The 25,110-nt window shown below is 64.7% G+C and carries 22 protein-coding genes; 9 read left to right on the top strand and 13 right to left on the bottom strand.

The genetic code is table 11. The features are described 5' to 3' along the window. Positions 1-28: 28 nt before the first annotated feature. The 4 genes from HMP06_RS16890 (at position 29) to HMP06_RS16875 (ending at position 2,714) form a co-directional block, all read left to right on the top strand. Complete coding sequence (locus HMP06_RS16890) at positions 29-862, top strand: hypothetical protein (protein WP_176498136.1); 834 nt, start codon at positions 29-31, stop codon at positions 860-862. 149 nt (positions 863-1,011) lie between these two features. Continuing rightward, entirely contained in the window at positions 1,012-1,491 is a 480-nt protein-coding gene (gene rplM / locus HMP06_RS16885) for a 50S ribosomal protein L13 (RefSeq protein ID WP_176498135.1), read from the top strand. Next, positions 1,491-2,045, top strand: coding sequence for a 30S ribosomal protein S9 (gene rpsI, locus HMP06_RS16880; protein ID WP_176498134.1), 555 nt, complete (start codon positions 1,491-1,493; stop codon positions 2,043-2,045). The genes rplM and rpsI overlap by 1 nt, the downstream gene beginning before the upstream one ends. Positions 2,046-2,252: 207 nt before the next feature. Further along, positions 2,253-2,714: a hypothetical protein gene (locus HMP06_RS16875; RefSeq protein WP_176498133.1), complete on the top strand. Its 462-nt coding sequence runs from the start codon at positions 2,253-2,255 to the stop codon at positions 2,712-2,714. 18 nt (positions 2,715-2,732) lie between these two features. Here HMP06_RS16875 and HMP06_RS16870 read toward each other — a convergent pair whose 3' ends face one another. From HMP06_RS16870 to HMP06_RS16840, 7 genes are all read right to left on the bottom strand, one after another. Continuing rightward, the gene (locus HMP06_RS16870; RefSeq protein WP_443026489.1) at positions 2,733-3,539 is read right to left on the bottom strand and encodes an EAL domain-containing protein; all 807 of its coding nucleotides are present in this window, start codon (positions 3,537-3,539) and stop codon (positions 2,733-2,735) included. 60 nt (positions 3,540-3,599) lie between these two features. Further along, the gene (locus HMP06_RS16865; RefSeq protein ID WP_176498132.1) at positions 3,600-4,865 is read right to left on the bottom strand and encodes a dipeptidase; all 1,266 of its coding nucleotides are present in this window, start codon (positions 4,863-4,865) and stop codon (positions 3,600-3,602) included. Positions 4,866-5,030: 165 nt separating this feature from the next. After that, on the bottom strand, positions 5,031-5,798 hold the full coding sequence (locus HMP06_RS16860) for a metallophosphoesterase family protein (RefSeq protein ID WP_176498131.1): 768 nt from the start codon (positions 5,796-5,798) through the stop codon (positions 5,031-5,033). Then, the gene (locus HMP06_RS16855; RefSeq protein WP_176498130.1) at positions 5,795-6,625 is read right to left on the bottom strand and encodes a diacylglycerol/lipid kinase family protein; all 831 of its coding nucleotides are present in this window, start codon (positions 6,623-6,625) and stop codon (positions 5,795-5,797) included. Before HMP06_RS16855 ends, HMP06_RS16860 begins: the two co-directional genes overlap by 4 nt. 54 nt (positions 6,626-6,679) lie before the next feature. After that, entirely contained in the window at positions 6,680-8,296 is a 1,617-nt protein-coding gene (locus HMP06_RS16850; protein ID WP_176498129.1) for a DHA2 family efflux MFS transporter permease subunit, read from the bottom strand. Further along, positions 8,283-9,386: an HlyD family secretion protein gene (locus HMP06_RS16845; RefSeq protein WP_176498128.1), complete on the bottom strand. Its 1,104-nt coding sequence runs from the start codon at positions 9,384-9,386 to the stop codon at positions 8,283-8,285. The genes HMP06_RS16850 and HMP06_RS16845 overlap by 14 nt, the downstream gene beginning before the upstream one ends. Continuing rightward, the gene (locus HMP06_RS16840; RefSeq protein WP_176498127.1) at positions 9,379-9,834 is read right to left on the bottom strand and encodes a MarR family winged helix-turn-helix transcriptional regulator; all 456 of its coding nucleotides are present in this window, start codon (positions 9,832-9,834) and stop codon (positions 9,379-9,381) included. The genes HMP06_RS16845 and HMP06_RS16840 overlap by 8 nt, the downstream gene beginning before the upstream one ends. A 113-nt stretch (positions 9,835-9,947) precedes the next feature. Here HMP06_RS16840 and HMP06_RS16835 point away from each other — a divergent pair, with 113 nt between their 5' ends. Continuing rightward, the gene (locus HMP06_RS16835; RefSeq protein WP_176498126.1) at positions 9,948-11,906 is read left to right on the top strand and encodes an OPT family oligopeptide transporter; all 1,959 of its coding nucleotides are present in this window, start codon (positions 9,948-9,950) and stop codon (positions 11,904-11,906) included. 123 nt (positions 11,907-12,029) lie between these two features. Here the strand turns inward: HMP06_RS16835 and HMP06_RS16830 are convergent, their stop codons facing one another. From HMP06_RS16830 to queF, 3 genes are all read right to left on the bottom strand, one after another. Continuing rightward, a complete protein-coding gene (locus tag HMP06_RS16830; protein WP_176498125.1) occupies positions 12,030-13,307 on the bottom strand; it encodes a glycoside hydrolase family 130 protein in 1,278 nt (425 codons plus the stop codon). A gap of 42 nt (positions 13,308-13,349) precedes the next feature. Then, positions 13,350-15,623 carry a glycosyltransferase family 4 protein gene (locus HMP06_RS16825; RefSeq protein ID WP_176498124.1) on the bottom strand — a complete coding sequence of 758 codons (2,274 nt, stop codon included), beginning with the start codon at positions 15,621-15,623 and terminating at the stop codon, positions 13,350-13,352. Between the two features lie 155 nt (positions 15,624-15,778). Then, complete coding sequence (gene queF, locus HMP06_RS16820) at positions 15,779-16,225, bottom strand: preQ(1) synthase (protein ID WP_176498123.1); 447 nt, start codon at positions 16,223-16,225, stop codon at positions 15,779-15,781. Positions 16,226-16,307: 82 nt separating this feature from the next. Here queF and HMP06_RS16815 point away from each other — a divergent pair, with 82 nt between their 5' ends. The 4 genes from HMP06_RS16815 to HMP06_RS16800 all read left to right on the top strand — a co-directional run bounded on the left by HMP06_RS16815 (position 16,308) and on the right by HMP06_RS16800 (position 21,117). Next, entirely contained in the window at positions 16,308-17,900 is a 1,593-nt protein-coding gene (locus HMP06_RS16815) for a cryptochrome/photolyase family protein (protein WP_176498612.1), read from the top strand. A 27-nt stretch (positions 17,901-17,927) separates the two neighbouring features. Next, positions 17,928-18,764, top strand: a complete 837-nt coding sequence (gene sseA / locus HMP06_RS16810; protein WP_176498122.1) for a 3-mercaptopyruvate sulfurtransferase — start codon at positions 17,928-17,930, stop codon at positions 18,762-18,764. Positions 18,765-18,886: 122 nt separating this feature from the next. Beyond that, positions 18,887-20,083: a cystathionine beta-lyase gene (gene metC / locus HMP06_RS16805; protein ID WP_176498121.1), complete on the top strand. Its 1,197-nt coding sequence runs from the start codon at positions 18,887-18,889 to the stop codon at positions 20,081-20,083. A 224-nt stretch (positions 20,084-20,307) separates the two neighbouring features. Continuing rightward, positions 20,308-21,117, top strand: a complete 810-nt coding sequence (locus tag HMP06_RS16800) for a TorF family putative porin (protein ID WP_176498120.1) — start codon at positions 20,308-20,310, stop codon at positions 21,115-21,117. Positions 21,118-21,240: 123 nt separating this feature from the next. Here HMP06_RS16800 and HMP06_RS16795 read toward each other — a convergent pair whose 3' ends face one another. Genes HMP06_RS16795 through ileS form a run of 3 tightly spaced genes read right to left on the bottom strand, consistent with a single transcriptional unit; the run spans position 21,241 to position 25,101 of the window. Then, positions 21,241-21,654: a DUF3035 domain-containing protein gene (locus HMP06_RS16795; RefSeq protein ID WP_176498119.1), complete on the bottom strand. Its 414-nt coding sequence runs from the start codon at positions 21,652-21,654 to the stop codon at positions 21,241-21,243. Next, positions 21,647-22,213 carry a signal peptidase II gene (gene lspA / locus HMP06_RS16790; protein WP_176498118.1) on the bottom strand — a complete coding sequence of 189 codons (567 nt, stop codon included), beginning with the start codon at positions 22,211-22,213 and terminating at the stop codon, positions 21,647-21,649. Before lspA ends, HMP06_RS16795 begins: the two co-directional genes overlap by 8 nt. Beyond that, complete coding sequence (ileS, locus tag HMP06_RS16785; RefSeq protein ID WP_176498117.1) at positions 22,210-25,101, bottom strand: isoleucine--tRNA ligase; 2,892 nt, start codon at positions 25,099-25,101, stop codon at positions 22,210-22,212. Before ileS ends, lspA begins: the two co-directional genes overlap by 4 nt. Positions 25,102-25,110: the final 9 nt, after the last annotated feature.

Below are 25,110 nucleotides of genomic sequence, written 5' to 3'. Positions count from 1 at the left end.
GCGGGAGCGCCACGTGATTCGGGGAAGCGTGGGTCTGTCCGTCCTGCTGTGGTCGAGCGCAGCGGCGGCGGAGTTTCGCCCCGTAGCGGATCGCCCCTATCGTTACGATACGGCCGAGACCCGCACCGCCGATGGGATGACCCGGCGCTTCCATGCCAGCCGTACCGTCCTGTTTCACAAGACTGAGACTGGCTATGATGTGACGGTAGTGCTCGACGCGGTCGATGAGCAGGCCGGCGATGATGTCGGAGCGATGTTCCGCTCGGCAACGAGTGCGCTGCTCCACCGCCCGCTGCGCTACCGCGTGGATCCGAGCGGCACGATCCTCGGCGTCGCTGATGCCGACGCCGCGATCGCGCTGATCGCCGATGCGATCGAACGCGTCAGCACGCAGGCCACCCGCCGCGGCGATGCGCGGGTTCTGGCCAGTCCGCTGCGCACGCTGTCGCCCGAGCGCAAGGCCGCGATGCTGCGCTCGATCCTGAGCCCGTTGATCGCCGGTCCTGCGGCAGATCGCCCGCCTGGACGGCGCCAGGTCACCCTGCCCAGCCGCCCGCCGCTCGCACCCGGGACGGCGCTCATCGGGGCCGAGACACTGACCCGCGACCCGAGCGGAATCGTCACGATCGACATCCAGGCGAGCGGCCAAGTCGATACGGCACCGCCGCGCGAAACGCATGGCAGCGAACTCGCCGTGCCCGTTGCGAGCCCCAGTGCGATGATCCATACCCTTCGCAACGTCGATTCGACCACGGGTCTGGTGATTGAGTCGCACGACATGGCAGAAACGCGAGTGCGTCACGGCGATGCCACTCACACCGCGCGGGTCGAAACGACGGTGACACTCGCGTTGGCCCCTTAGCTGACCACGCCTTGCTGACCGGTATCCCGTTACCCGTCACGAAAGCCGCCATTTGCTTGACTTTCACGCGCCTGCGCAGCATTAGGCCGCCATTGGTGCCGTCCCTCGGGGCGGCACCTGTCGTTTTAGCATAGAAGGTCACAAGCCCCATGAAGGCGCTGATGAAGACCACCAAGCCGGCTTTGCCTGCTGAAGTGGAGAAGAAGTGGATCATCGTCGATGCCGACGGTCTGGTCGTCGGCCGCATGGCGTCGATCATCGCGAACATCCTGCGCGGCAAGCACAAGCCGAGCTTCACCCCTCACGTCGATTGCGGTGACAATGTCATCGTGATCAACGCCGACAAGGTTCGGTTCACGGGCAACAAGCTCAAGGACAAGATCTATTACCGCCACACCGGCTATGCCGGCGGCATCAAGGGTGTCGCAGCGGGCAAGATCCTCGAAGGTCGCTTCCCGGAGCGGATCATCGAAAAGGCGATCGAGCGGATGATCCCGCGCGGCCCGCTGGGTCGTGCACAGATGCGCAACCTGCGCGTCTTCGCCGGGACCGAGCACCCGCACGAGGCCCAGAACCCCGAAGTCCTCGACATCGGAGCCATGAACCGTAAGAACAAGGTGGGCGCATAATGTCCGACAACCGCCAGTCGCTGGCCGATCTCGCCGGCCTGACCAACACCCCCGCACCCGTCGCCCAGGCCCTGGCCGACACCGTGCCGGCGCAGGACGCCGCCCCGGTCAACAATTCCGGCCCAGTGCCGGAGCCGATGCCGCTGCGCGAGCAGATCCTCGACAAGCAGGGTCGTGCCTATGCAACGGGCCGTCGTAAGGACGCGGTCGCCCGCGTTTGGATCAAGCCCGGCACGGGTAAGATCACGATCAATGGTCGCGATCAGGAAGTGTATTTCGCACGTCCGACGCTGCGTCTGGTCATCAACCAGGTGTTCGGCGTGACCGAGCGCGAGGGCCAGTATGACGTGAATTGCACCGTCAAGGGCGGCGGGCTTTCGGGCCAGGCCGGTGCCGTGAAGCATGGCATCAGCCAGGCGATCACCAAGTTCGAACCGATCCTGCGCGCCCCGGTGAAGGCAGCAGGCTTCCTGACCCGCGACAGCCGCACGGTCGAGCGTAAGAAGTACGGTCGCGCCAAGGCACGTCGTAGCTTCCAGTTCTCGAAGCGTTAAGCGAGCTTTGGATAGCGCAAGCTATCCAAAGACTTGTAGCGTCGGCCGACGGGGCAAAGCCCCGTTCGACGTCATGGATTTACTCCATGACGACGCGGCGCAGAAAGCAGACAAAAAGGGCGGCTCCGCAACGGGCCGTCCTTTTCGTTTACCCATCACCGCACCGCCATGGGTGACGCGCCGCCAGCGTAACGATACACTACGCCCATGCCCTCCCCCGACCCTGCCATCACCGCGACGATTGTCGCGTTCCTCCGCGATATCGGCGTGCCCGTCGAAATGACCCCGCTGCCCGACGACACGCTCATCCCGGCGATGACGGTGCGGTGCGGGACGCTCCTCGTGGACCCGGCGCGCCTGACCTATCCCGGCGACTTGCTGCATGAGGCCGGCCATATCGCCGTCACCGATCCCGCCGTCCGCGAGACGCTGGAAACCGTGGCCGATGACAAGAGCGAGGAACTAGCCGCGATTTGCTGGTCCTACGCCGCGGCGCGCGCGATCGGGCTCGATCCCGCGATCGTGTTCCATGGGGACGGCTATCGCGGCAATGGCGCGGCCTTGGCGATGAGCTTTCAAATGGGCGTCTATATCGGCGTGCATTTGCTCGTCGGCTATGGGCTTACGACGAACGACACTTATCCGGCGATGGCGCGCTGGCTGCGCTGACAGCTTCGGCTTGGCGGCTTATCCAGCGCGGGATTGCTGTCCGAACTGCACCGCGAAGTGAACTTCCGGCAAATGTTCGAACGCCGGTTTCGCGAAATAGAAGCCCTGGATGTAGCGGACACCGATCTCGCGCAGCGCCTCCAGTTCGCCCGCCGTCTCGATCCCCTCGGCGATGACTTTGACGCCGAGCGAGTCGCACATTCTGACGACACCCCCGACGATCATCCGCCGTGGCATACTCGCGTCGAGCCCCCGGATCAGATCCATGTCGAGCTTGATCAGATCGGTCTGAAACCGGGCGAGCAAGTTCAATCCGGCATATCCCGCCCCGAAATCGTCGATCGCGGTGCCGAAACCCATTTGCTGATAGGTGGCGATGATGTTGGAGACATGCTGTGGGTCCGCCATCTCCTCATTCTCGGTGAATTCGAAGATCAACCGGTTGCTCGGGAACGCGTTCGCCCGCGCAGTCTTGAGGGTCAATTGGATACAGGCCGCAGCAGAATAGACCGCATTGGGCAAAAAATTGATCGATAGCCGTGCCGGGGACGCGAGAATCCCTGCCCGAGTCGCGGCTTCGATCGCCTTGACGCGGCATTGCTGGTCAAAACCGTAGCGATTGGCATCGCTTACCTGGCTCAGGATGCTGGACGCGGATTCGCCGTCAACGCCGCGCACCAGTGCTTCATAAGCGAAGACACATTCCTGCTCGATATCGACGATCGGCTGGAACGCCATTGAGAACGGCAAGTCGAAGGTCGCGCCATCGCGGCATCCTTGGCAACCGGTCGCCACCGAAGGGTGGGTTGGAAGACGTTCGGTCATCGCGCGACAGTGGCGCTTAACCCGTTAAGATTTAACGACCCCGCAGCGTAGAACGATGGATCAGTTTGCGTCCAGACCCGCCACCGTCCCCGTCGCCATCGGCTCGGCGCGGAGCGCTGCTGCAGTGCGTTCGGCCCCCTCCATCGCGCGCAGGACATTGCCACCCGCCAGTTTGGCGAGATCGCCGTCGCTCCACCCGCGCCGCGCGAGTTCGGCCAGCAACGCCGGATAGGTATCGACGCCGTCCAGCCCCTGCGGCAGGTCGGGCACGCCATCCATGTCGCCGCCCAGCCCGACGGCATCGACCCCTGCCACCTTGGCGATATGGTCGATATGGTCGGCAACTTGCGCCAGCGTCACGACCGGCCGGGGATGCGCCGTCTCCCACGCGGCGAGCGCAGCCTTCGCCTTGTCGGGCTGCCCGATATACAGCCCGCCGAACGGCGGCGCGTTGAAACTGGCGATCTGTCCGTTGCGCGCCGCCTCCCACAGCCGCCGCTCCTCCGACACATAGCTCGGCGCGAAATTGACCATGACGACGCCTTTATTCGCCGCCACCAGTTTGAGCACCGCATCGGACACGTTGCGCGGATGATCATCGAGCGCGCGCGCCGAGGAATGCGAGAAGATCACCGGCGCCTTGGTCACGCGCAAAGCGTCGCGCATTGTCGCCTCGCTGACGTGACTCAAATCGACCAGCATGCCGAGCCGGTTGAGCTCGTGTACTACCGCCTCGCCGAACTTGGTCAGGCCATCATGCTGCGGGTTGTCGGTCGCCGAATCGGCCCAGGCAATCGTGCGCGAATGCGTCAGCGTCAGATACGACGCGCCGAGCCGCCGATAGGCGCGCAGCACCGCGAAACTGCCGTCGATCTGCCCGCCGCCCTCGACCCCGAGCAACGATGCGATCCGGCCAGCGGCGTGGATCCGGCGCACGTCGGCGGCGGTGACGGCGGGTTCGAACACCGTCGGATAGCGCGCGAAAATCTGCTGCATCAGCCCGATCTGATCGAGCGTCGCCTCGACCTGTTCAGGGCCGGGCAAGCTTGCAGGGACGTAGACCGACCAGAATTGTCCCCCCACCTGGCCCTTGCGCAGCCGCGTGATGTCGGTGTCGTATTTGACCGGATCGAGCCGGTCGAGATCGATCGTCCAGCGCGCAGCGCCCGCGACATCGACCAGCGTTTCACCCCAATCGTTATGCCCATCGATCAACGGCGTCGCCTTCAACACCCGCGCGACGCGGGCGTCGATGTCGGACGGCGCGGCGGCGGCGGGGAATGCTGCGAACAACGCGAGCGGGGCGAACAACATGGCTGGTTTCATTGCGCCAGCATATCGATGCAGCGGGGGACGGCAAGAGTTGTCCGGTTCCCTCCACCCCGGCGAACGCCGGGGCCCAGTCGCGAAACCGGAGTAAGGAAACGCTGCGCCCAGATCCCTTAACGTGCGCTACTGGGCCCCGGCGTGCGCCGGGGTGGATCGACGCCCCTACTCCGCCCGCTCGCGCGGCAAGACCTCGTCCGGCTCACCGTCCATCGCGCGCACAACGACATCGAACGTCCCGCCATTCACACGAATCTCATTGAACGACGGTGGTGTGGTCCGGGTGCGTTCGGACAGCGTGCCCGCCCCGATCATCCGCACCGACCGTCCGTCGATGATATGCGCGATGTCGAACGGATCATGGACATGCCCTGTCAGCACTGCGTGCGCGCCCGCATCGGCCAGCGCGGCCAGTGCATCGGCACCGCGATGGGTCTGTGCCGATGCGCGCGTCTGGGGTTCGATCAGCGGGTGATGGCACGCGATGAAGACCAGCTTGTCCTTGGGCACCTCGGCAAGCAACGCGAGCGATCGTGCAAGCGCGTCCTTGCTCACCTTGCCCTTCGACCAGTTCCACCGCCACTGTGCCCGCGCGGTCGTAACCAAGGGCACGATCGCGATACCGGGCAGATCGAGCGGCAGTTCGACGAGCCGTTTGATCGCGTGCATCCGGTGATACGGCCGGAAGAAACGATCGATCGGGTTGAAATACGGCAGATCGTGATTGCCGACCTCGACCGTCACCGGCACCCCGAGCCGCTGCAGCCAGCCTAGCCCGGCTTCGAACTCGCTACGCCGCGCCCGCATCGTCAGATCGCCCGTCATGATCACCGCATCGGGCCGCTCGGCTTTCACCAGCGCGTCGAACCACGCGACGGCAGCCGCGTCTTCGCGCCCGAAATGCACATCACTGACATGAAACAGGCGCATCAACCCTCCGGAAGCGTGGTGACGAACAGATCGCGTGTCATGCCTACGCTTACCACGCTGCTGGGTTCCAGCATGATCGGCTCTCCGTCGACCAACGCGAGCGCAGGCTTGTCGCCGCGCGTGCGAAATTGGCGCGTGCGACATTGCGTCACTTCGGACGCAGCGACCCAATCGCCGGTCAGCCATTCCCAGCCGAGATTGGTGAGGCTGCGAAAATCGCGCGCGTCGATCGCGGCAACATCGAGATGCCCGACCTCGGCCCGAACCAGCACCGCCTGCGCGCCGTGCTTGAGTCCCGGTACGCCGTCGAGCCGGATACCGCGCCCGAACGTCCGCCGCCACGCATGACGCAGCGCACGCCCCAGTCCGCGCAGCCGCCCGGCGCGGACCAATTCGCGCGCGCGCACCCAATTCGCCGCCGGGCCGAGGATCAGGCCGACCAAGGCGCGCGCTTCGCCCACATCGACACAAGGCAGTGGAACCGAGCGCCCGTGGCGCACCGCCGCCGCGATGATCGCCGCAGGCTCCGCGGCTCCGTGCAGCAGCTTGGCCAGCAGGTTCATTGTACCCCCGGGCAGGATCAGGATCGCGCCGTTCCAGTCGGCGAGCGCCGCCACCGCGGCGTTGATCGTCCCGTCCCCGGCGTACAGCACTACGGTATCCACCCCCGCCGCATCCAGCACTTCAGGGGTCGGCAAGGCATCGTCGGGGAACGCCGACCGTCCAACCAGTGTCAGGCCGTTATCGGCGAACAACGCTGCCAGCGCGTCAGCCTTGGCAGGCGTCGCCGTGCCGGATTTTGGATTGGTGATGAACCACAGTGTCTGCATAGCCCCGCCAACGCACGACTCCGCCAAAGGCGACGGGTGCGCAACGAATAAAGTTCAGTCGATTGCGACGTGGACCGGTTCATCGCCAGGCTTGGGTGGTGCTGGCCGCCGGAGCAACAGCACCAGCGGTACCGAGCACAGCGTCAGGATCATCATCAATTTGAAATCGTCGAGATAGGCGATCATCGCTGCCTGTGCATTGACCATGGCATCGGCAATGGCGAGCGCCGCGTCGGTCGATCCGCCGGTGATCGAACTCGTCACCGGGTCGTTCGCCAGCAGGCCCGGATCGGGGATATGCTGGCCGAGCTCCGAATGACTCGTCTGGATGTTGCGCGCGAGCAGCGCGGTCACCACCGAAATGCCGACCGACCCGCCAATGTTGCGCGACAGGTTCATCAGGCTCGAAGCCTCGGTCCGATACCTGGGCGACAGCGTGCCGAACGCAATGATGTTGAGCGGTATGAACACCAGCCCAAGCCCGATCCCTTGGATGAAGCCCGTCACGATGAACGGCTGCGCGCTCATCTCGATCGTCCAGCCGGTCATGTCGTACAGCGACCAGGCCGCGATCAGCAGACCGCCGCCAACCATCAGCCGCGGGTCGACCTGCCGCTTCATCAACTGCCCGGCGACATACATCGACGCGACGATGCCGATCCCGCGCGGCATCAACAGGATCCCGGCATCGAGCACGGGATAGCCATAGAGCGTTTGCATCATCGGCGGCAGCAGCGCGAGCGTCGCCGTCATCAGCACGCCGATCACCAGCATGAAGCCGATCCCGGTCAGCAGATTGCGATTGAGGAACAGCGCGCGGTCGAACATCGGGTTCTTCGCGGTGAGCAATTGCACGAAGAACAGCCACGCTGCACCCAGCGCCACCATCCCCTCGGTCCACACTTCCCACGAACTGAACCAATCCTGCGTCTGCCCGCGATCGAGCATCAACTGGAACACGCTGATCGCCACCGCCAGCATCGCGAAGCCGAACAGATCGAACCCGCGCCGCGTGATCTGGCGCGACGGCAGCAGCGCCCACAGGATCGCGAAGCACACCGCGCCGATCGGCACGTTGACGTAGAAACACCAGCGCCAATCATAATTGTCGGTCAGCCAGCCGCCGATCACCGGCCCCAGGATCGGCCCGACCATGATCCCCATGCCCCAGATCGACATCGCCCCCGCCTGTTTCGAGGGGGTATTGATGTCCATCATCACCGTCTGGCTGAGCGGGTTCATGAACGCTGCGGCAATCCCCTGAAATATCCGGAAGATCACCATTTCAGGCAAATTGGTCGCGAGGCCACACAGCATCGAGGCGATCACGAAGCCGACCACCGCGCCCAGGAACAGATTGCGCGACCCGATCCGGTCGGCGAGCCACCCGGTCAACGGAATGGCGACGGCTGAGGCGACGATGTAGCTGGTCAGCACCCAGGTGATCGTATCCGCGGTCGCGCCGAGCGACGCGGTCATGTCGCGCAGGGCGACATTTACGATGGTCGAATCGAGGATCTGCATGATCGTCGCCGCCATCACGCCGATCGTCAGCAGCGGGCGATTGCGGGTGAACAGCGCGGCGCGTTCCTCGAACGGCGCCGCCTCCTCGGTCGATGGGATGCGGGCGAGCCGGGCGGACTCGTCCAGCCCGTCCTTAACGCTTGCCATGGTCGCGCACGTCGACCGTGACGTTGGTGCTGAGCCCCGCGATCAGCGGGCGCGGGCTCGTTTCATCGATCGCGATCCGCACCGGCACGCGCTGCGTCACCTTGACCCAGTTTCCGGTCGCATTCTGCGCCGGCAGCACCGAAAATTCCGATCCCGTCCCCGCGCCGATCGACTGGACATGGCCCTTGAGCTTAAGCCCGCCATAAGCATCGAACGACACTTCGGCCGGCTGCCCCACGCGCATCTTATTGAGGTCGGTTTCCTTGAAATTCGCTTCGACCCACGCCCGATGCGCCGCGACGACGCTGACCGCGGGGAGCCCGGTGATCATCATCGCCCCGACCTGCAACCGATCCGACTGGCTAATCGTCCCTGCGACCGGCGCGTAGACTGCCGTCCGAGAAAGATCGAGCGCGGCCTTGTCGCGCTGCACCATCGCCGCTTGCACCGCCGCGGGCACACCCGATCCGCCGGTGCCGCTGCCGACCTGCACCCGCGCCTTGGTCGCGCTGGCGTTCGCCGTTGCGAGCCGCGCGCGCGCAGCGGCCACCTGTTGCGCGGCCGCATCGAGGCTCGCCCGCGTCGTAAAACCCTGCTTCATCAGCTCGGCCTGCCGACCATAGGTTGCCTGCGCGAGCGCGATATCGGCCTTCGCGCTCGATATGTCGGCTGCCGCGCCCCCGCTGTCGGTGGCGAGCGTGCTGACCTGGACGCGCGCCGACGCGATCGCCGCTTCAGCCTGTGCGAGCGCGATACGGTAAGGCGCGGGGTCGATCCGGAACAGCAATTGCCCGGCCTTGACCGGCTGGTTCTCCTTGACCGCCACTTCGACGATGCGCCCGGCGACATCGGCCGAAACCGAGACCTTGTCCTGTTGAATATAGGCGTTGTCGGTCTCGACAAAGCGACCGGCGGTCAGCCAGAAATACGCGGCAATCGCGACGATCAGCAGCGGCACGCTCAACATCAGGACGGGACGCAGCCACCCGCGCGTCTTCGCCGGGGGCTCAGCGGGCGCAGCAGGCGCAGGTGCGATCACGACGGTTTCGGCCGCACGGGCACGATCGATCTTGGGGTCTGCGTCAGCCATTTGCGGCCTCATTGCCTTCATGCGAGTCGGACAGATTGGCGTAAATGCGTGCGAGCACCGCGACGGCAGCATCGTGATCGTCCTGCGAAATCCCGGCGAGCGCGGTGCCGAGCAACTCCTCCGAAATCTTCGCCAGATCGTTCAACAACGGGCGCGCGCGCTCGGTCAGGAAGATGTGCCACGCGCGGCGATCCTTCGGATCGCGCCGCCGTTCGACCAGCCCGCTTTCCTCCAGCCGGTCGATCATCCGGCACAGGCTGATCGGCTCGACCTCTAGCAGATCGGCGAGGCCGCCCTGGTTGATCCCCTCGCCGCGCTGCAGGAATTTCAGCACGCGCCACTGCGTGCGCGTCACGCCGATCATCCGCGCGCGCTCATCGAAACGGCGACGCATCAGGCGCGAGAGGTCGCTGGTCAAAAAGGCAATCGAGTCGCTCACCCCGCGCATATAATAAGCATACTTAGTTTTGCCAATGCGTAGTATTGCGCAGTGCAGCAAAACCGGGTCACGCGATCGGTGCCGCCCCTTTTCGATCTGCGCACCCTGTGCCACGGTACACCATGACCGACACTCGCACCGCCCCTGCGCAGCCGATCGCCGAACTGACCGTCCGCGGCATCCTGCTCGGCGGGATCATTACGCTGCTGTTCACCGCCGCCAACGTCTATCTCGGGCTGAAGGTCGGGCTGACCTTCGCAACCTCAATCCCTGCGGCCGTCATCTCGATGGCGATCCTGCGGATGTTGCCGGGCGCGACGATCCTCGAAAACAACATCGTCCAGACCGTGGCGAGCGCGGCGGGCACGCTCGCTGCGATCATCTTCGTGCTGCCGGGGCTGGTGATGATCGGCTGGTGGCACGGCTTTCCCTATGTGCAGACCGCCGCAATCACGATGACCGGCGGCATCCTTGGGGTGATGTTCTCGGTTCCCTTACGCCGCGCGCTCGTCGTCGACAGCGACTTGCCTTATCCCGAGGGCGTCGCCGCTGCCGAGGTGTTGCAGATCGGCGCAGGCTCGCGCGCGGGCGAGGCCGAGGCGAAACAAGGCCTGCTCGTGCTCGTCTGGAACAGCCTTGCGTCGGCTGGTTTCGCAATCTTCACCCAGACCAAGATCGTCACCGACACCGCCGCGACCACCTTCCGCGTCGGCGCGGGCGCGACCGGCATTTCAGGGAGCCTGTCCTTCGCGTTGCTCGGGGTCGGGCATCTCGTCGGCATATCAGTTGGTGCTGCGATGGCGCTGGGCGTGGTGATCGGCTGGTTCGTTCTGGTTCCGGTGATAACCGCGGCGCATCCGATGCCGGGCGATATCGCCGATTGGGTCACGACGATCTGGAAGAACGACGTGCGCTTCTTCGGCGCCGGTCTGATCGGCATCTCCGCGATCTGGACGCTGCTCAAGATCGCCGGCCCAGTCATCGGCGGGGTGCGATCGGCGCTAGCGGCGAGTGCGGCACGCGGCGCGGGCGAGACGCTCGCGCTCGAAGAACGCGATATCCCGATCGCCTGGGTCGCCGGCGGATCGCTGCTGACGCTGCTGCCGATTGCGTGGCTGTTGTGGGATGTCATCGCTGGCGGCGCGCTCGCCACCTCGGCACTCCTGCTGATCGCGGGCGCGCTCGTCTTCATCCTCGTCGCAGGGCTGATGATCGCCGCGGTATGCGGCTATATGGCCGGGCTGATCGGCGCATCCAATTCGCCGGTGTCGGGCATCGGCATCCTGTCGGTACTCGGCTCGGCGTTGATGCTGGTCGGCCTGTTCGGACAGAATCCCGGTGCCGACACCACCACCGCGTTGATCGCCTATGCGCTGATCGTGACGGGCATCGTCTTCGGTGTCGCGACGATCTCGAACGATAACCTCCAGGATTTGAAGACCGGCCAGTTGGTCGGCGCGACGCCGTGGAAGCAGCAGGTCGCGCTCCTGATCGGCGTGGTGTTCGGCTCGCTCATCATCCCGCCGGTGCTGAACGTCCTCAACAGCGGGATCGGCTTCGTCGGCGTGCCCGGCGCCGGGCCGAACGCACTCGCCGCGCCGCAAGCCGGGCTGATCTCGGCGCTGGCCAAGGGCGTCCTCTCGGGCAATGCGAACTGGCCGATGCTCGAATATGGCGCGCTCGCCGGCGTGGTGCTGATCGGGCTCGACGAAGTGCTCGGCAAGCTGAAGCTGCTGCGCCTCCCCCCGCTGGGCGTCGCGCTCGGCATTTATCTGCCAATGTCTGTCATCTTGCCAACGGTGCTGGGGTCGGTGATCGGCTGGTTTTACAATCGCTGGGCGCACACCGCAGCCAACCCCGACGTCGCCGAGCGGATGGGCACGCTCACCGCGACCGGCCTGATCGTCGGCGAAAGCCTGTGGGGCGTAGCCTTCGCGGTGATCGTCTACGCCACCAACAGCGACGCGCCGCTCGCGCTGATCGGCAAGGGGTATGAGACACCCGCGCTGATTGGGGGGACGGCGCTGTTCCTGGGGCTGGCCGCGCTGCTGTACCGGCGCGCCGTGACGGCGACGCGGTAGCGCGAAGGAGACTGCCGACGGCAAAGCCGCCGTCGTGACGTCGGACGGTCGCGCTGGCTTACCCGCCGGCCGGGCCGGGCGCTGCGCTGTGGCGCATCGGGGACGACGCCCCTGCGCCCGGCCTTACATCGCCGCCAACAACCCTGCGATCGGAATGAACGCGAACGCCACCGAACTGTCCGCCACCCCGTACGGCACGAACAGCGTATCGCCGTGCCGGATCGCACCGCAGGTATAGACCACGTTGGGCACATACCCCTCGCGATCTTGGTTCGCCGCCGCAAGGATCGGCTCCTTGGTCCGGCCGATCACCTTGGATGGATCAGCCTTGTCGAGCAGCACCGCACCGATCGCATATTTGCGCATCGCGCCGACGCCGTGGGTCAGCAGCAACCAGCCCTCCTCCAATTCGATCGGCGGGCCGCAATTGCCGATCTGCACCAGCTCCCACGGGAAGGCCGGAGTAAGCAATTTCTGCCCCTCGTCCCAATGCGTCAGCGTATCGGATTTGAGCAGGAACAGGTTTTCGCCGTCTTGCCGCCCGATCATCATATATTGCCCGCCGATCTTGCGCGGGAACAATGCCATGCCCTTGTTGCGCGCGGCGGGGCCGGTCATCGGCACCAGATCGAACGCCCGGAAATCGCGCGTTCGCAGCAATTCCGACTGGATCGACGAGCCATTATACGCGGTGTAAGTGCCGACCCATTCGACCGAGCCATCGTCATGATGGAATTGGACGAGGCGCAGATCCTCCAGCCCCTTGGATTGCGCCGCCGTGATCGGAAAGATCACCGTCCCCGACAGCGTCGAATCGCGGTGGCGATAGACCGTGATCGGCCCCTCGGGCATCGTCTCTTCGTCCAGCCCCGCGGCATCGGTCGCGGTCGCAAACGGTGGCTCGGGCGCGAGCTTCAGGAGATTGCCGTCGGCGATGATGCCTTCGCGGAAGGCGACGGAGGAGATGTGCCCCTCCCCCACCGCGCGCAGGCTCATCAGGATTCGGGTCGATCCGGCGGGCATCCCCGACTGGTCGAAATGCGGCACCGCGCTCGGGTTCATCAACGCGGCGGCGGCATAGCTATATTCGTGACAGAAATACGCGCCGATCAACTGGCGCTTCTCATCACCGATCTCGGTGCCATCAAGGCCAAGCATATGCTCGATCTCGTCATAGCGGGTCATGAACACGCGTCGTGTCTGCCAGTGCCGCGCCTCGAAATCCTTGAGCACCAGCTCCAGCTCGGCACGCGTCTCGGCGGTATCGAGCGCCATCACCGCGCTCACGATCCGCTCGGTGCGATTGCCGCCATTGCCGCCCCACGCCAAGTGGAAGGGCCGCACCACAACCCGCGACGGATCGGCGTGAAGTCTCAACGGATGTTCGAACAGCTCGATCACTAAACAGCCTCGCGTAACGCCTTGGCGGCGTCGCGAGCGAGGCTACGCGACGGCGCTTATCGGTCCTGCCACGCTTTCAGCCCGCTTTGCCAGCCCCGAAATGGTGCAACCGGCCAATTGCAGCGCCAGAATCGACTCGGCACCCTGGTTGCGGTTGAGCCCGTTGGGCATCAGCCCGTCGAAACATCCACCATCCTGCGTGGTAGCCAGCGGCAAATCGAGGTCGTTTTGCCCCAGGTACCAACGATATGCCCGGCCGGCTTCCTCGACCCAGCGCAGATCCTTCGATGCGTCGAACGCCGCGCTGCAGGCATCGATCGTCGCTTGCGCTTCAAGTGGCTGCTGGTCGAATTGTAGCGGCTCGGCATAGACGCGGCCGAAACTTTCGCTGCCGACGGCACGGAAGCGGCCCTCGGGCGAGGTCTGCTTGCCGACGATCCAGTCGAGCGTCGAGATGCCGCACGCGACCAGATCGTCGCGACGAAGCGCGGTGCCAGCGCGGATCAACGCCTCGGGCAGCCGGGCATTGTCATAGGCGAGCACGATTTCGAACCACTCCCACTCCGGCCGCCGGGCCTCTGCCAGCAGCCCGCGCAACTCATCGCCGAAGCGCGACAGGATCGTGCGCGCCAGCGCATGGCTCGGATACGCCTCGATGATCGCCGCTGCACCCAGCATCGCGAAGGCATGCGCCCGCGGTGAACCAAGTTCGAGCGCGAGCGAGGCCGTCATGTCGAACATCGACAGCGCCCAATGGCGATGCTTCGCCATCTGCGCATCGCGCGCGGTAACGCCCAATGCCCACAGCGTCCGACCGTTCGAATCCTCCGACCCAAAATCCTCGCACCACGTGCGGTCGAAATTCATGAAATTGCGAAAGCGGCGCGCTTCGGGGTTCCACGCATATTGCAGGAACGACGCATAGATCGTCATCCACGAATCGCGCGCCGCCGCGTCCATCTCGACCATCTGGCTAACCAGCATCAGCGCGCGGGCGTTGTCGTCGATGCAATAGCCATGACGCCGGTCGGGCACCGAATAGATCGAATGCTGCAGCATGCCGGTGGAATCGCTCATCCGCTCGACCGCCGAAAAATCCGGCTTGAGCGGGATCGTGGCGACCGTGCCGGTCGGCAAGCGCTGTGGCTTGGCAGCGACCATCTGGACAATCTCGCGCATCGCGACTTCGGCAAGGCGCGGCCAGATCATCGTGCGACCGCGCGCATAGGCCCGCTCCGACAGCCTGATGCGGTTGCGGTCGCTGCCGAGCAGCGCGTTGATCTCACGCGCAAACGCCGCCGAATCCCCAAAATCGACCAGCACGCCGTGCCCGTCACCCAGGATTTCGGTGGCATGCACATACGGCGTTGAGACCACCGCCTTGCCGACGCCGACGGCATAGCTGAGCGTGCCGGACGTGATCTGCGCCGGGTTCAAATATGGCGTCGCATAGATATCCGCCGCCTGCAGATAATCGATTAGCTCGTCATGTTCGAGGAAGGCATCGATGAACTCGATGTTGGCGTCAACGCCGAGTTCGACCGCCAGTGCCTTCAGCCCGTCGCGATACTTCTCACCCTCATGCTTGACGAGGTTGGGATGCGTCGCCCCCAGCACCGCGTAGAGCACGTTCGGATTCTGCGCGACGATCGCGGGCAGTGCCTCGATCATCACTTCGATCCCCTTGCCAGGCGCGAGCAGGCCGAAGGTCAGCACGACCTTGCGCTCCTCCCACCCAAAACGGCCCTTGAGCGAATTGGGATCGACAAAGTCGCGATCGGGCACGCCGTGCGGGATCATCACGATGTTGCGCCCGCTCGCGCCGTAAACGCGCTCGAGGATCTCGCGGCCACGCTCGGCCATCACGATGACCCGCGCACAACGGCGCAGCAGGCCATCCATCACCCGGCGCTGGTCGGCGCTGGGCTTTTCGAGGATCGTATGCAGCGTGACGATGACGGGGATCGACACGCGGTCGAGCAGGGCGAGGATATGCTCGCCCGCCGCGCCGCCGAAAATGCCATATTCGTGCTGCAGCCAGATCGCCTGCGCGCCACTGGCCTCGATTACGCGCGCGGCGTCGAGATACGCCATGCGGTCCTGATCGGGGATGCTGCGCGTCACCTCGGGCGGATAATCGTAAAGGCCCGGATGATCGTCCATCGCATAGACGTCGATCTTCAAATCCGGGAAACGGCCCTTCAATGCGGTGAAAGTGTCGGTCGTATATGTTGCAAGACCGCATTTGCGGGGCAAGAAATTGCCGATCAACGCGAGGTGATCGATCGGGGTCACGACATCCGCCAAATGCATCATGCTCGCAATCCTCAGAGTAAAATCGGGCCAAATGCCCCTGTGCTGCCTCTTCCGAACGGCCAAGTTACAATATGGTTGCAGCGATGCTGCGTTGCAACAAGGTGAATCGTGATGATCTTAATCAACCTTGCGCGGAGATGAACGGAGTCGCGCCATCACCCGCGACCACGATAGCCCGGCACCTCCTGCGACGGCAACCATAGCCCTTCCGGCGGCAGTCCCGATTGCCAGAATACGTCGATCGGGATGCCGCCGCGCGGATACCAATACCCCCCGATGCGAAGCCACAACGGCTGCATCTCGGCAAACAATCGCTCGCCGATACCGACCGTGCAATCCTCATGGAACGCCTGATGGTTGCGAAAACTCCCGAGAAACAGCTTGAGCGATTTCGATTCGACGATCGTCGCGGCAGGCGCATAATCGATCACCAAATGCGCGAAATCGGGCTGCGCCGTCACCGGGCACAGCGACGTGAATTCCGGCACCGCAAAGCGCACGAGATAGGCGCGCCCGGGGCGCGGATTGGGGACATAGTCGAGCACCGCTTCATCGGGCGATGTCGGAAGTGCGCTGCTCTGGCCGAGATATTTTGGGGTCATATGTAAGATATAGTGCGCGTCACAAATTTCGTCACCCCGGACTTGTTCCCCGGTCCACCGTGCCGCAAGAATGGCGAATGCGATGTGTGGTGCCCGGTGGATACCGGAACAAGTCCAATGTGAGGGTCAAAAATTGACCACCCTCGTGCCCGTCCTCGGCGATCAGCTTTCGTCGGGCCTGTCCGCGCTGATCGACACCGACCCGGCAACCACCCGCGTGCTAATGATGGAGGTCGCCGACGAAGCAACCTATGTGCGCCATCACAAACAGAAGATCGCCTACATCTTCGCCGCCATGCGCCACCATGCCGATGCCCTGCGCGCGCACGGGTGGACGGTCGATTACGTCACGCTCGACGACCCCGCTAACAGCGGCAGCTTCACCGGCGAAATCGCCCGCGCGGTCGCCCGGCTGAACCCGGATCGAATCGTCGTCACCGAATCTGGGGAATGGCGCGTCCAGGCGATGCTGGAAGCATGGGAAACGCTGTTCGGCGTGCCGGTCGAGATCCGCGCCGACGACCGCTTCCTCGCCAGCCATGCCGAATTCGAAGCGTGGGCCGAGGGACGGAAAGCATTGCGGATGGAGTATTTCTACCGCGACATGCGCCGCAAGACCGGCTTGCTGATGGAGGGCGACAAGCCGGTCGGCGGGCAGTGGAATTTCGACCAGGACAATCGCAAGCCGGCGAAGACCGACCTGCTGATGCCGCGCCCGCTCGTCTTCGCGCCGGATGCGATCACGAATGAGGTGCTGACGCTGGTCGCGGCGCGCTTCGCGGGTCATCCGGGCACGCTCGACAGCTTCGCCTGGGCGGTGACGCGCGAGGATGCGCTCCGCCAGCAAGCCCACTTTCTCGATCACGCGCTGGCACAGTTCGGCGATTACCAGGATGCGATGCTCACCGGCGAGCCACATCTGTGGCATTCGATCCTGTCGCCGTATCTCAACTCCGGCCTGCTCGACCCGCTCGATCTGTGTCACGCGGTCACCGAACGCTACGCGGCGGGCAAAGTCCCGCTCAACGCGGCGGAGGGCTTCATCCGCCAGATCATCGGCTGGCGCGAATATGTCCGCGGCATCTACTGGCGCGAAGGGCCGGATTATGCCGACCGCAATTTCCTGGAAGCGCACCGCCCGCTGCCCGCCTTTTATTGGACCGGCGAGACCGACATGCATTGCATGGCCGAGGCAATCGGCCAGACCCTCGACCGGGCCCATGCCCACCACATTCAGCGCCTGATGGTCACCGGCAACTTCGCGTTGCTGATCGGGGCCGATCCAAAACAGGTCCACCACTGGTATCTCGAAATCTACATCGACGCCTATGAATGGGTCGAACTGCCCAATACGGTGGGGATGAGCCAATTCGCCGATGGCGGCCTGCTCGCCTCCAAACCCTATGCCGCCAGCGGCGCCTATATCGATCGCATGTCCGATTATTGCCGGTCGTGCCGCTACGACGTGAAGCAGCGGATCGGCCCCGACGCCTGTCCATTCAACGCGCTCTATTGGGATTTCCTCGCGCGCAACGAAAACAAGCTCGGGCGGAACCAACGCCTCGCCATGCCGTATCGCAATTGGGCGAAAATGGACGACGCCGTTAAGCGCGATTTGCGCGCGTCGGCCACGGCGTTTCTCGACTCACTCGACGCAGCGCCCGCGGGTGGCTAGGGACACAGGCAAACAAGGAGACGGTGCATGGACTCGCTAGTGACGACGGAATGGCTCGCGAACGAACTGGGCGCGAATGACCTCAGAATCGTCGATGCGACCTATATCCTCGACGGATCGCGTGACCCGGCGGCGGAATATGAGGCCGCGCACATCCCCGGCGCCGTGTTCATGGATCTGGCCGAGATCGCCAACAATTCGAGCGACCTGCCCTCGATGCTGCCGCGCCCCGAAAAGTTCGCCAGCCGGATGCAGTCGCTTGGTCTCGGCGATGGCAGCCGGATCGTGTTGTACGATAATTCGCCGCTCCGCACCGCCGCGCGCGCGTGGTTCATGCTGCGCACGTTCGGCGCGCACGATGTCGCGATCCTCGACGGCGGTTTCGCCAAATGGCAGGCCGAGGGCCGCGAGACGGTCAGCGGCAAGGAACAGCTCCGCCACCGCCATTTCACCGTCTGGGCCGATGACAAGGGCGTCCGCACGCTCGATCAGATGAAGGCGAATGTCGACAGCGGCGCGGAGCAAGTGCTCGACGCACGTTCGTCAGCACGCTTCACCGGCGAAGAACCCGACCCCCGCCCAGCCACGCACGCCGGGCACATTCCCGGTTCGAAGAACCTGCCGTACGGCGACCTGTTCAACGCCGATGGCACGTGGAAGACCGGCGACGCGCTCAAGTCTGCGTTCGAAGGCGCAGGCGTCGATCTGGCCAAGCCGCTTGTCACCACCTGCGGATCGGGCATCACCGCCTCGACGCTTGCCTTCGGTGCGCATCTGCTCGGCAACGAAGCGGCGGTCTATGACGGCAGCTGGTCCGAATGGGGTGCCGACCGCACGACGCCCAAGGCGACTGGGGCGGCGTAATACCTCCAACCGTCACCCCGGCCTTGTGCCGGGGTCCACGGTGCCACGCGTCCTGCAAATGGTGGTTGCGAACCACGGTAGACCCCGGCACGAGACCGGGGTGACGGTGGGACATTGAAATAATGAGCAACGAAAGCAACCATCCCAAGGGCGACTCCACTCGCGTCGTTGCCGCGGGGCGGCGCAAGGAATGGACGCAGGGGATCGTCAACACGCCGGTATGGCGCGCCTCGACGATCCTCTACGACAGCGTGGCCGACTTGCGCGCAGCGGGCGCGCGCGACACCCACCACCGGCTGTTCTACGGGCGCAAGGGCACGCCGACGCAGTGGAGCCTCGCCGATGCGCTGACCGAGCTTGAACCGGGCGCGGAAGGCACTTTCCTCTATCCCTCGGGTGTGGCGGCGATCGCGGCGGCATTGCTGTCGGTGCTCTCGCCCGGTGACGACCTGCTGCTGCCCGACAGCGCCTATGATCCGACGCGATCGATGGCGACCGGTCTGCTCCAGCGCATGGGCATCGCGACGCGGTTTTACGATCCGCTGATCGGGTCCGGCATCGCCGACCTGATCACCGACAACACCCGCGCAATCCTGATGGAAAGCCCCGGCAGCCTGACCTTCGACGTGCAGGACGTCCCCGCGATCGTCGCGGCGGCCAAGGCGCGCGGCGTTGTCACCCTGCTCGACAACACCTGGGCAACCCCGCTCTTCTTCCCGGCGATCGCGCACGGCGTCGATCTGACGATCCTGGCCTGCACCAAATATGTCGTCGGCCATAGCGACGTGATGCTCGGCTCGGTCACCGCCGCGCCCGGCCATTTCGCACGGTTGCGCGACACAAGCTTCCAGCTCGGCCAGATCGCCAGCCCCGACGATTGCTGGCTCGGCAGCCGCGGCCTGCGCACGATGGCGATCCGGCTGAGACAGCACGAATCGAGCGCGTTGCAAATCGCGCGCTGGTTGGCGGAGCAGCCCGAGGTCGCGACGGTCCTCCACCCCGCGCTCCCGACGTGCCCCGGCCACGAAACCTTCGTGCGCGATTTCAACGGTTCGTCGGGGCTCTTCTCGTTCGTCCTGAACGGCGGGGACGAAGCGGCCCGCGCCGCGCTGATCGACGGACTCGCGCATTTCGGCATCGGCTATAGCTGGGGCGGGTTCGAAAGCCTCGCGCTGCCGGTCGATCCGCAACGCTACCGCACCGTCACGCGTCGCGCCGATGCCGGGCCGCTGGTCCGGTTGCAGATCGGGCTTGAGGATCCGGCCGATCTGATCGCCGATCTGGCCGCCGGACTGGAGCGTTTCTCGGCCGCACGCTAACCGATTTTTCATTGCTGCAGCATTTCCTCAACATTGCTCTACTGTTGCTGAACAGCAACAATAAGACTTGAATCGGCAACAAACGCGCACAATTTTGTTGTGCGGTGCAGCACAAGCAGCCACTTCAGCGCCTTGCCGGTTAGTCGCGCGGGGGGCGTTTCGCCGCTGACAGACGCTGCACCGGTGAAGCAGGCGGGGACGATCGCATTTTCGAAAGGGAAACGATGCGCATCTCCACAATGACGCTCGGCGTGCTCTCGCTCGCCGCTTCTGCTACCCCTGCCTTCGCGCAGGACGCGCCTACCGCACCGCCGCCGCCGATCACGGTCAATGCAACGGCCGCCATCGTCTCGGATTATCGTTTCCGCGGCATTTCGCAGACCGACAAGCAGTTTGCGTTTCAGGGATCGATCACGGCGACGCACGAATCGGGCTTTTACGTGTCGGCGTGGGGGTCTTCAGTGACCGACTATGTCGTTGCCGGCGGGAATGCGCGGCAGGAAATCGATTTTATCGCGGGCTACAGCAAGACCATCAGCGGCATCAAGCTGGATGGCGGCGTGCTCTATTACTTCTACCCGCGCGACAAGACGCCTGGAGTCCATTCGGATTTCTTCGAGCCGTATTTCGACGTCTCGACGACGTTAGGCCCGGTGACTGCCAAGGCCACGATAAACTACGCGCCGAAGCAAAAAGCGCTGGCGCTCGACCAGACCGGCGTCGGCAGTTCGTTCAACAGCCGCAAACGCGACAACGTCTATCTCGCGGGTGACTTTACCGGCGCGATCCCGAAGACGCCGCTCAGCGTCACCGCCCATCTCGGCCATACCTTCGGCACCAGCTGGCTGGCGTCGTCGTTCGGCAAGGGCAAGGAGCAGGACGGCTACACCGATTGGGGCTTGGGCGTCACCGCGACGTACAAGGTGCTGACGTTCGGCGTGAGCTATGTCGACACCGACGCAAAGTTCAACAATCTGGTCGGCGCGGTCGAAAGCAAGAGCGGTGTGGTCGCGTCGCTGACCGCCAGCTTCTAACACCTCCCATCCACCGTCCAAGAAAAGGCCGCGCACCGGGTGATCCGGTACGCGGCCTTTTTCATGCCAGCGGTTTGCGTCGCCTCGCGGTGATGAGCGGCGGCCGGAAGCAGCGGCGAGCCTTTACTTGGGCGTCGCCGCCTTGGCATTCTGGCCGTCGCCCTCGGGGGCCGCGACCACGTCGCGCGTCGTGGCACCCTTGTCGACCACGGTCGTGCCGGGATCACCGACGGTCGAGCGGATGCCCGGGTCGTCGCTGTCGACCCCCGCCGCCGCGATCGTCGCGGTTTCGCCCGCACTGCGCTGCGCCGTGCCACCGAACAGCGCGTCGAGCGCTTGTGCATTCGGGCTGACGTCATTGGCGCGCGCGGCACCCGGGCGCGGCGGGGTGAGCGAGAAATCGGGCGGAATGACCAGCGGCGCCTGACGCGCCACCGCGAATTCGTCGGGGCCGCTGCGCCCGACCTTGTTCGTGGCGCAACCCGACGCCAGGGTGACCAGGGCGAGACCGGCGATGAGGGTGGTGGCTTTACGCATGTGTTGTCTCCGTTGCGCCCTGTTCTGACGCAGAATTATTTGGCCCAGAATTGGGGCCGGAATCTGTCCCCGATTCCGCTTTCGGCTTTTCTCGTACCAGAAGCGCGCGCGCGAACAAGATGAGCACGCCGATCGTGATCGCCGCATCGGCCAGGTTGAACACCAGAAACGGCTGCCAGTCGCCGAAATGCAGATCGGCCCAGTCGACCACGAACCCGAAGCGAATGCGGTCGAGGATGTTCCCGATCGCCCCGCCGAGCACCAGCCCGAGCCCGATCTGGTCGAACCGGTTGCGCTCGCGCAGCATCCAGATCAACACGCCGATTGCGATCGCCCCGGTCATCGCGACGAGCAGCCACCGCGCCATCGGGTCGTCGGCGCGCATCAGCCCCAGCGACACGCCGCGATTGGCGACGAAGCGCACGTTGAAAACGTCGTTGACGTAATGCGCGTTGGTCATCTCGCTCAGGCGCATCACGTCGGTGACGCCGTATTTCGTGGCTTGGTCGGCCACGAACAGCAAAGCAGCGGTCGCGAACCCGGCCAGGGGGAGCTTCATGCGACCACCTTTGCGCAACGCGCATCAAGCGCGCCATCTTCCACCACATCGGGCAGCAAGCGCCAGCAGCGGCCGCATTTGTGGAAATCGCTGCGAGTCACCGCAAGCGTATCGCCCTCCGACACCTTCGCTACTATGAACAGTTCGGCGAGATCAGCGACCGGCAGCGGCGCTTCGGGCACCACCACTTCCGCCTCGAGGCTGGACCGAACGATCTTGTCGCGGCGCAGCGGCTCGATCGCTTCGTTGACCTGCTGGCGGAGGACACGAACCGCGCCCCACGTCGCAGCATTGGCACCGGCAACCTCCGGCACCTCCGGCCACTCCAGCAAATGCACCGAGCCGTCCTCACTCGGGAAGCGATCCTGCCACACTTCCTCGGCGGTGAAGCACAGCACCGGAGCGGCGTAGCGCACCAGCGCGTGGAACAGCGTGTCGAACACCGTCCGGCACGCCCGCCGCTTGGGGTCGTCCACCGCATCGCAATAGAGCGAATCCTTACGGATATCGAAGTAGAAGGCCGACAAATCCTCCTGCGCGAATTCGGTCAGCAGTCGGACATAGCTGTTGAAATCATACACCAGAACCGCCGCGCGCAGCTTCGCATCCAGCTCGGCGAGCAGATGCAGCACATAGCGTTCGAGCTCGGGCATCTCCGCCACCGGCAGCCGCTCAGCTTCATCGAACCCGTCGAGCGCGCCGAGCAGGTAGCGAAACGTATTGCGCAGCTTGCGATACTGGTCGGAAACGCCGTTCAGAATCTCCTTGCCGATCCGGTGGTCCTCGGTGAAATCGACCGACAGCGCCCACAGCCGCAGGATATCCGCGCCCGATTCCTTCATCAGGTCGAGCGGATTGATCGTGTTGCCAAGACTCTTGGACATTTTCATGCCCTTGGAATCCATCGTGAACCCATGCGTCAGCACGGCGTTATACGGCGCGCGCCCGCGCGTGCCGCACGCCTCCATCAGCGAAGACTGGAACCAGCCGCGATGCTGGTCGGAGCCTTCGAGGTAGAGATCGGCCGGCCATTGCAGATCGGGCCAGCGCCCGCTTTCCAGCACAAAGGCATGGGTGCAGCCGCTGTCGAACCACACGTCGAGAATGTCGGTGACGCGCTCATAGTCGGCGAGATCATAGTCCGGCCCGAGCAGGTCCTGCGCGACTTCCTCGCTCCACGCATCGACGCCCTGTTCACGCACCGCCGCGACGATGCGCGCGTTGACGGCGGGGTCCTTCAGATATTGCCCGGTCTTGCGATCGACGAACAAGGTGATCGGCACACCCCACGCGCGCTGGCGGCTGATCACCCAATCCGGGCGGCCAGCGACCATTGCGGTGATGCGGTTCTGGCCCTTGGGGGGGTACCAGGTGGTGGCTTCGATGGCGGCCAGGGCGGTGGAACGGAGGGTCGCCCCTTCCTGCTCCCCTCCCGCTAGCGGGAGGGGTTGGGGGAGGGCATGTTCGGACAGGGTGTCGCTGGCTGACAGCCCCTCCCCTAACCCCTCCCGCAAGCGGGAGGGGGATACCGGCAGAGGCACATCCATCGGAATAAACCATTGCGGCGTCGCGCGGAAAATCACCTTCGCCTTCGACCGCCACGAATGCGGGTAGCTATGCGCAAAATCATCGCTCGCCGCGAGCAACGCGCCGACGCTGCGCAGGTCCGAGCAGATCGGCCCCTCGGCGGAAACGAACTTCTTGTTGATCACCGAGCCCTGCCCGCCGAGCCACGCCCAATCCTCGCGGTACATCCCCGCGCCATCGACCGCGAAGACCGGATCGATGCCGTATTGCTTGCACAGCAGGAAATCGTCCTCGCCGTGGTCCGGCGCCATATGGACGAGCCCGGTGCCGGCGTCGGTGGTGACGAAATCGCCGGGGAGGAATGGGCGGGGCTTGGCGAAGAACCCGCCGAGCGCGTGCATCGGATGGCGCGCGCTGGCGCCTTCGAGCTGGGAGCCCTTGATCTTCTTGTAATCGCCGCCCCAGCCATAGTTATCGTGAGACGCTGAAAGACGCATAAAGACACCGTCCTCAAGCGCCGTTGCGACAAGCAAGCGACGACCGTCTGGATCGGTTACGATCTGATATTCGATCTCCGGCCCATAGCTCAGCGCCTGGTTGACCGGGATCGTCCACGGCGTCGTCGTCCAGATTACCGCGTGCGCGCCGACCAGTTCGGGCGCGTTCGGCGCGTGCGTGATCTCGAACGCCACGTCGATCTGCGTCGAGACGACGTCCTCATATTCGACCTCGGCCTCGGCGAGCGCGGTCTTTTCGACCGGCGACCACATCACCGGCTTGGCGCCGCGATAGAGCTGGCCGCTCTCGGCGAACTTCATCAGCTCGGTGACGATCGTCGCCTCGGCGGCGAAATCCATCGTCAGGTACGGATGGTCCCAATCTCCATTGATGCCGAGCCGCTTCAACTGCTCGCGCTGCACGTCGACCCAATGCTGCGCATAGGCGCGGCATTCGGCGCGGAACTCGGCCGCCGGGACCTCATCCTTGTTCAGTTTCTTCGCGCGGTACTTCTCCTCGACCTTCCACTCGATCGGCAGGCCGTGGCAGTCCCAGCCGGGCACATACGGCGCGTCCTTGCCGAGCAGCCCTTGCGTGCGGCACACCGTGTCCTTGAGGATATGGTTGAGCGCATGGCCGATATGCATGTCGCCATTCGCATAGGGCGGGCCATCATGCAGAACGAACTTCTCCCGCCCGGCGCGCGCGGCGCGCAGCTTCTCGTACAGCCCCATCGCCTGCCAGCGCGCGAGGATGCCAGGCTCCTTGGCGGGGAGCCCCGCCTTCATGGGGAAATCGGTCTTCGGCAGGAAGACGGTGTCGCGGTAGTCGCGCTGGGCGGGTGTGTCTGGGGTGTCGGTCATTTGAATGCG

It is taken from the genome of Sphingomonas sp. HMP6, assembly GCF_013374095.1.
Classification (GTDB): domain Bacteria; phylum Pseudomonadota; class Alphaproteobacteria; order Sphingomonadales; family Sphingomonadaceae; genus Sphingomonas.
The sequence above is the reverse complement of the archived record's forward strand: the minus strand, read 5'-3'. Positions and strand labels throughout refer to the sequence as shown.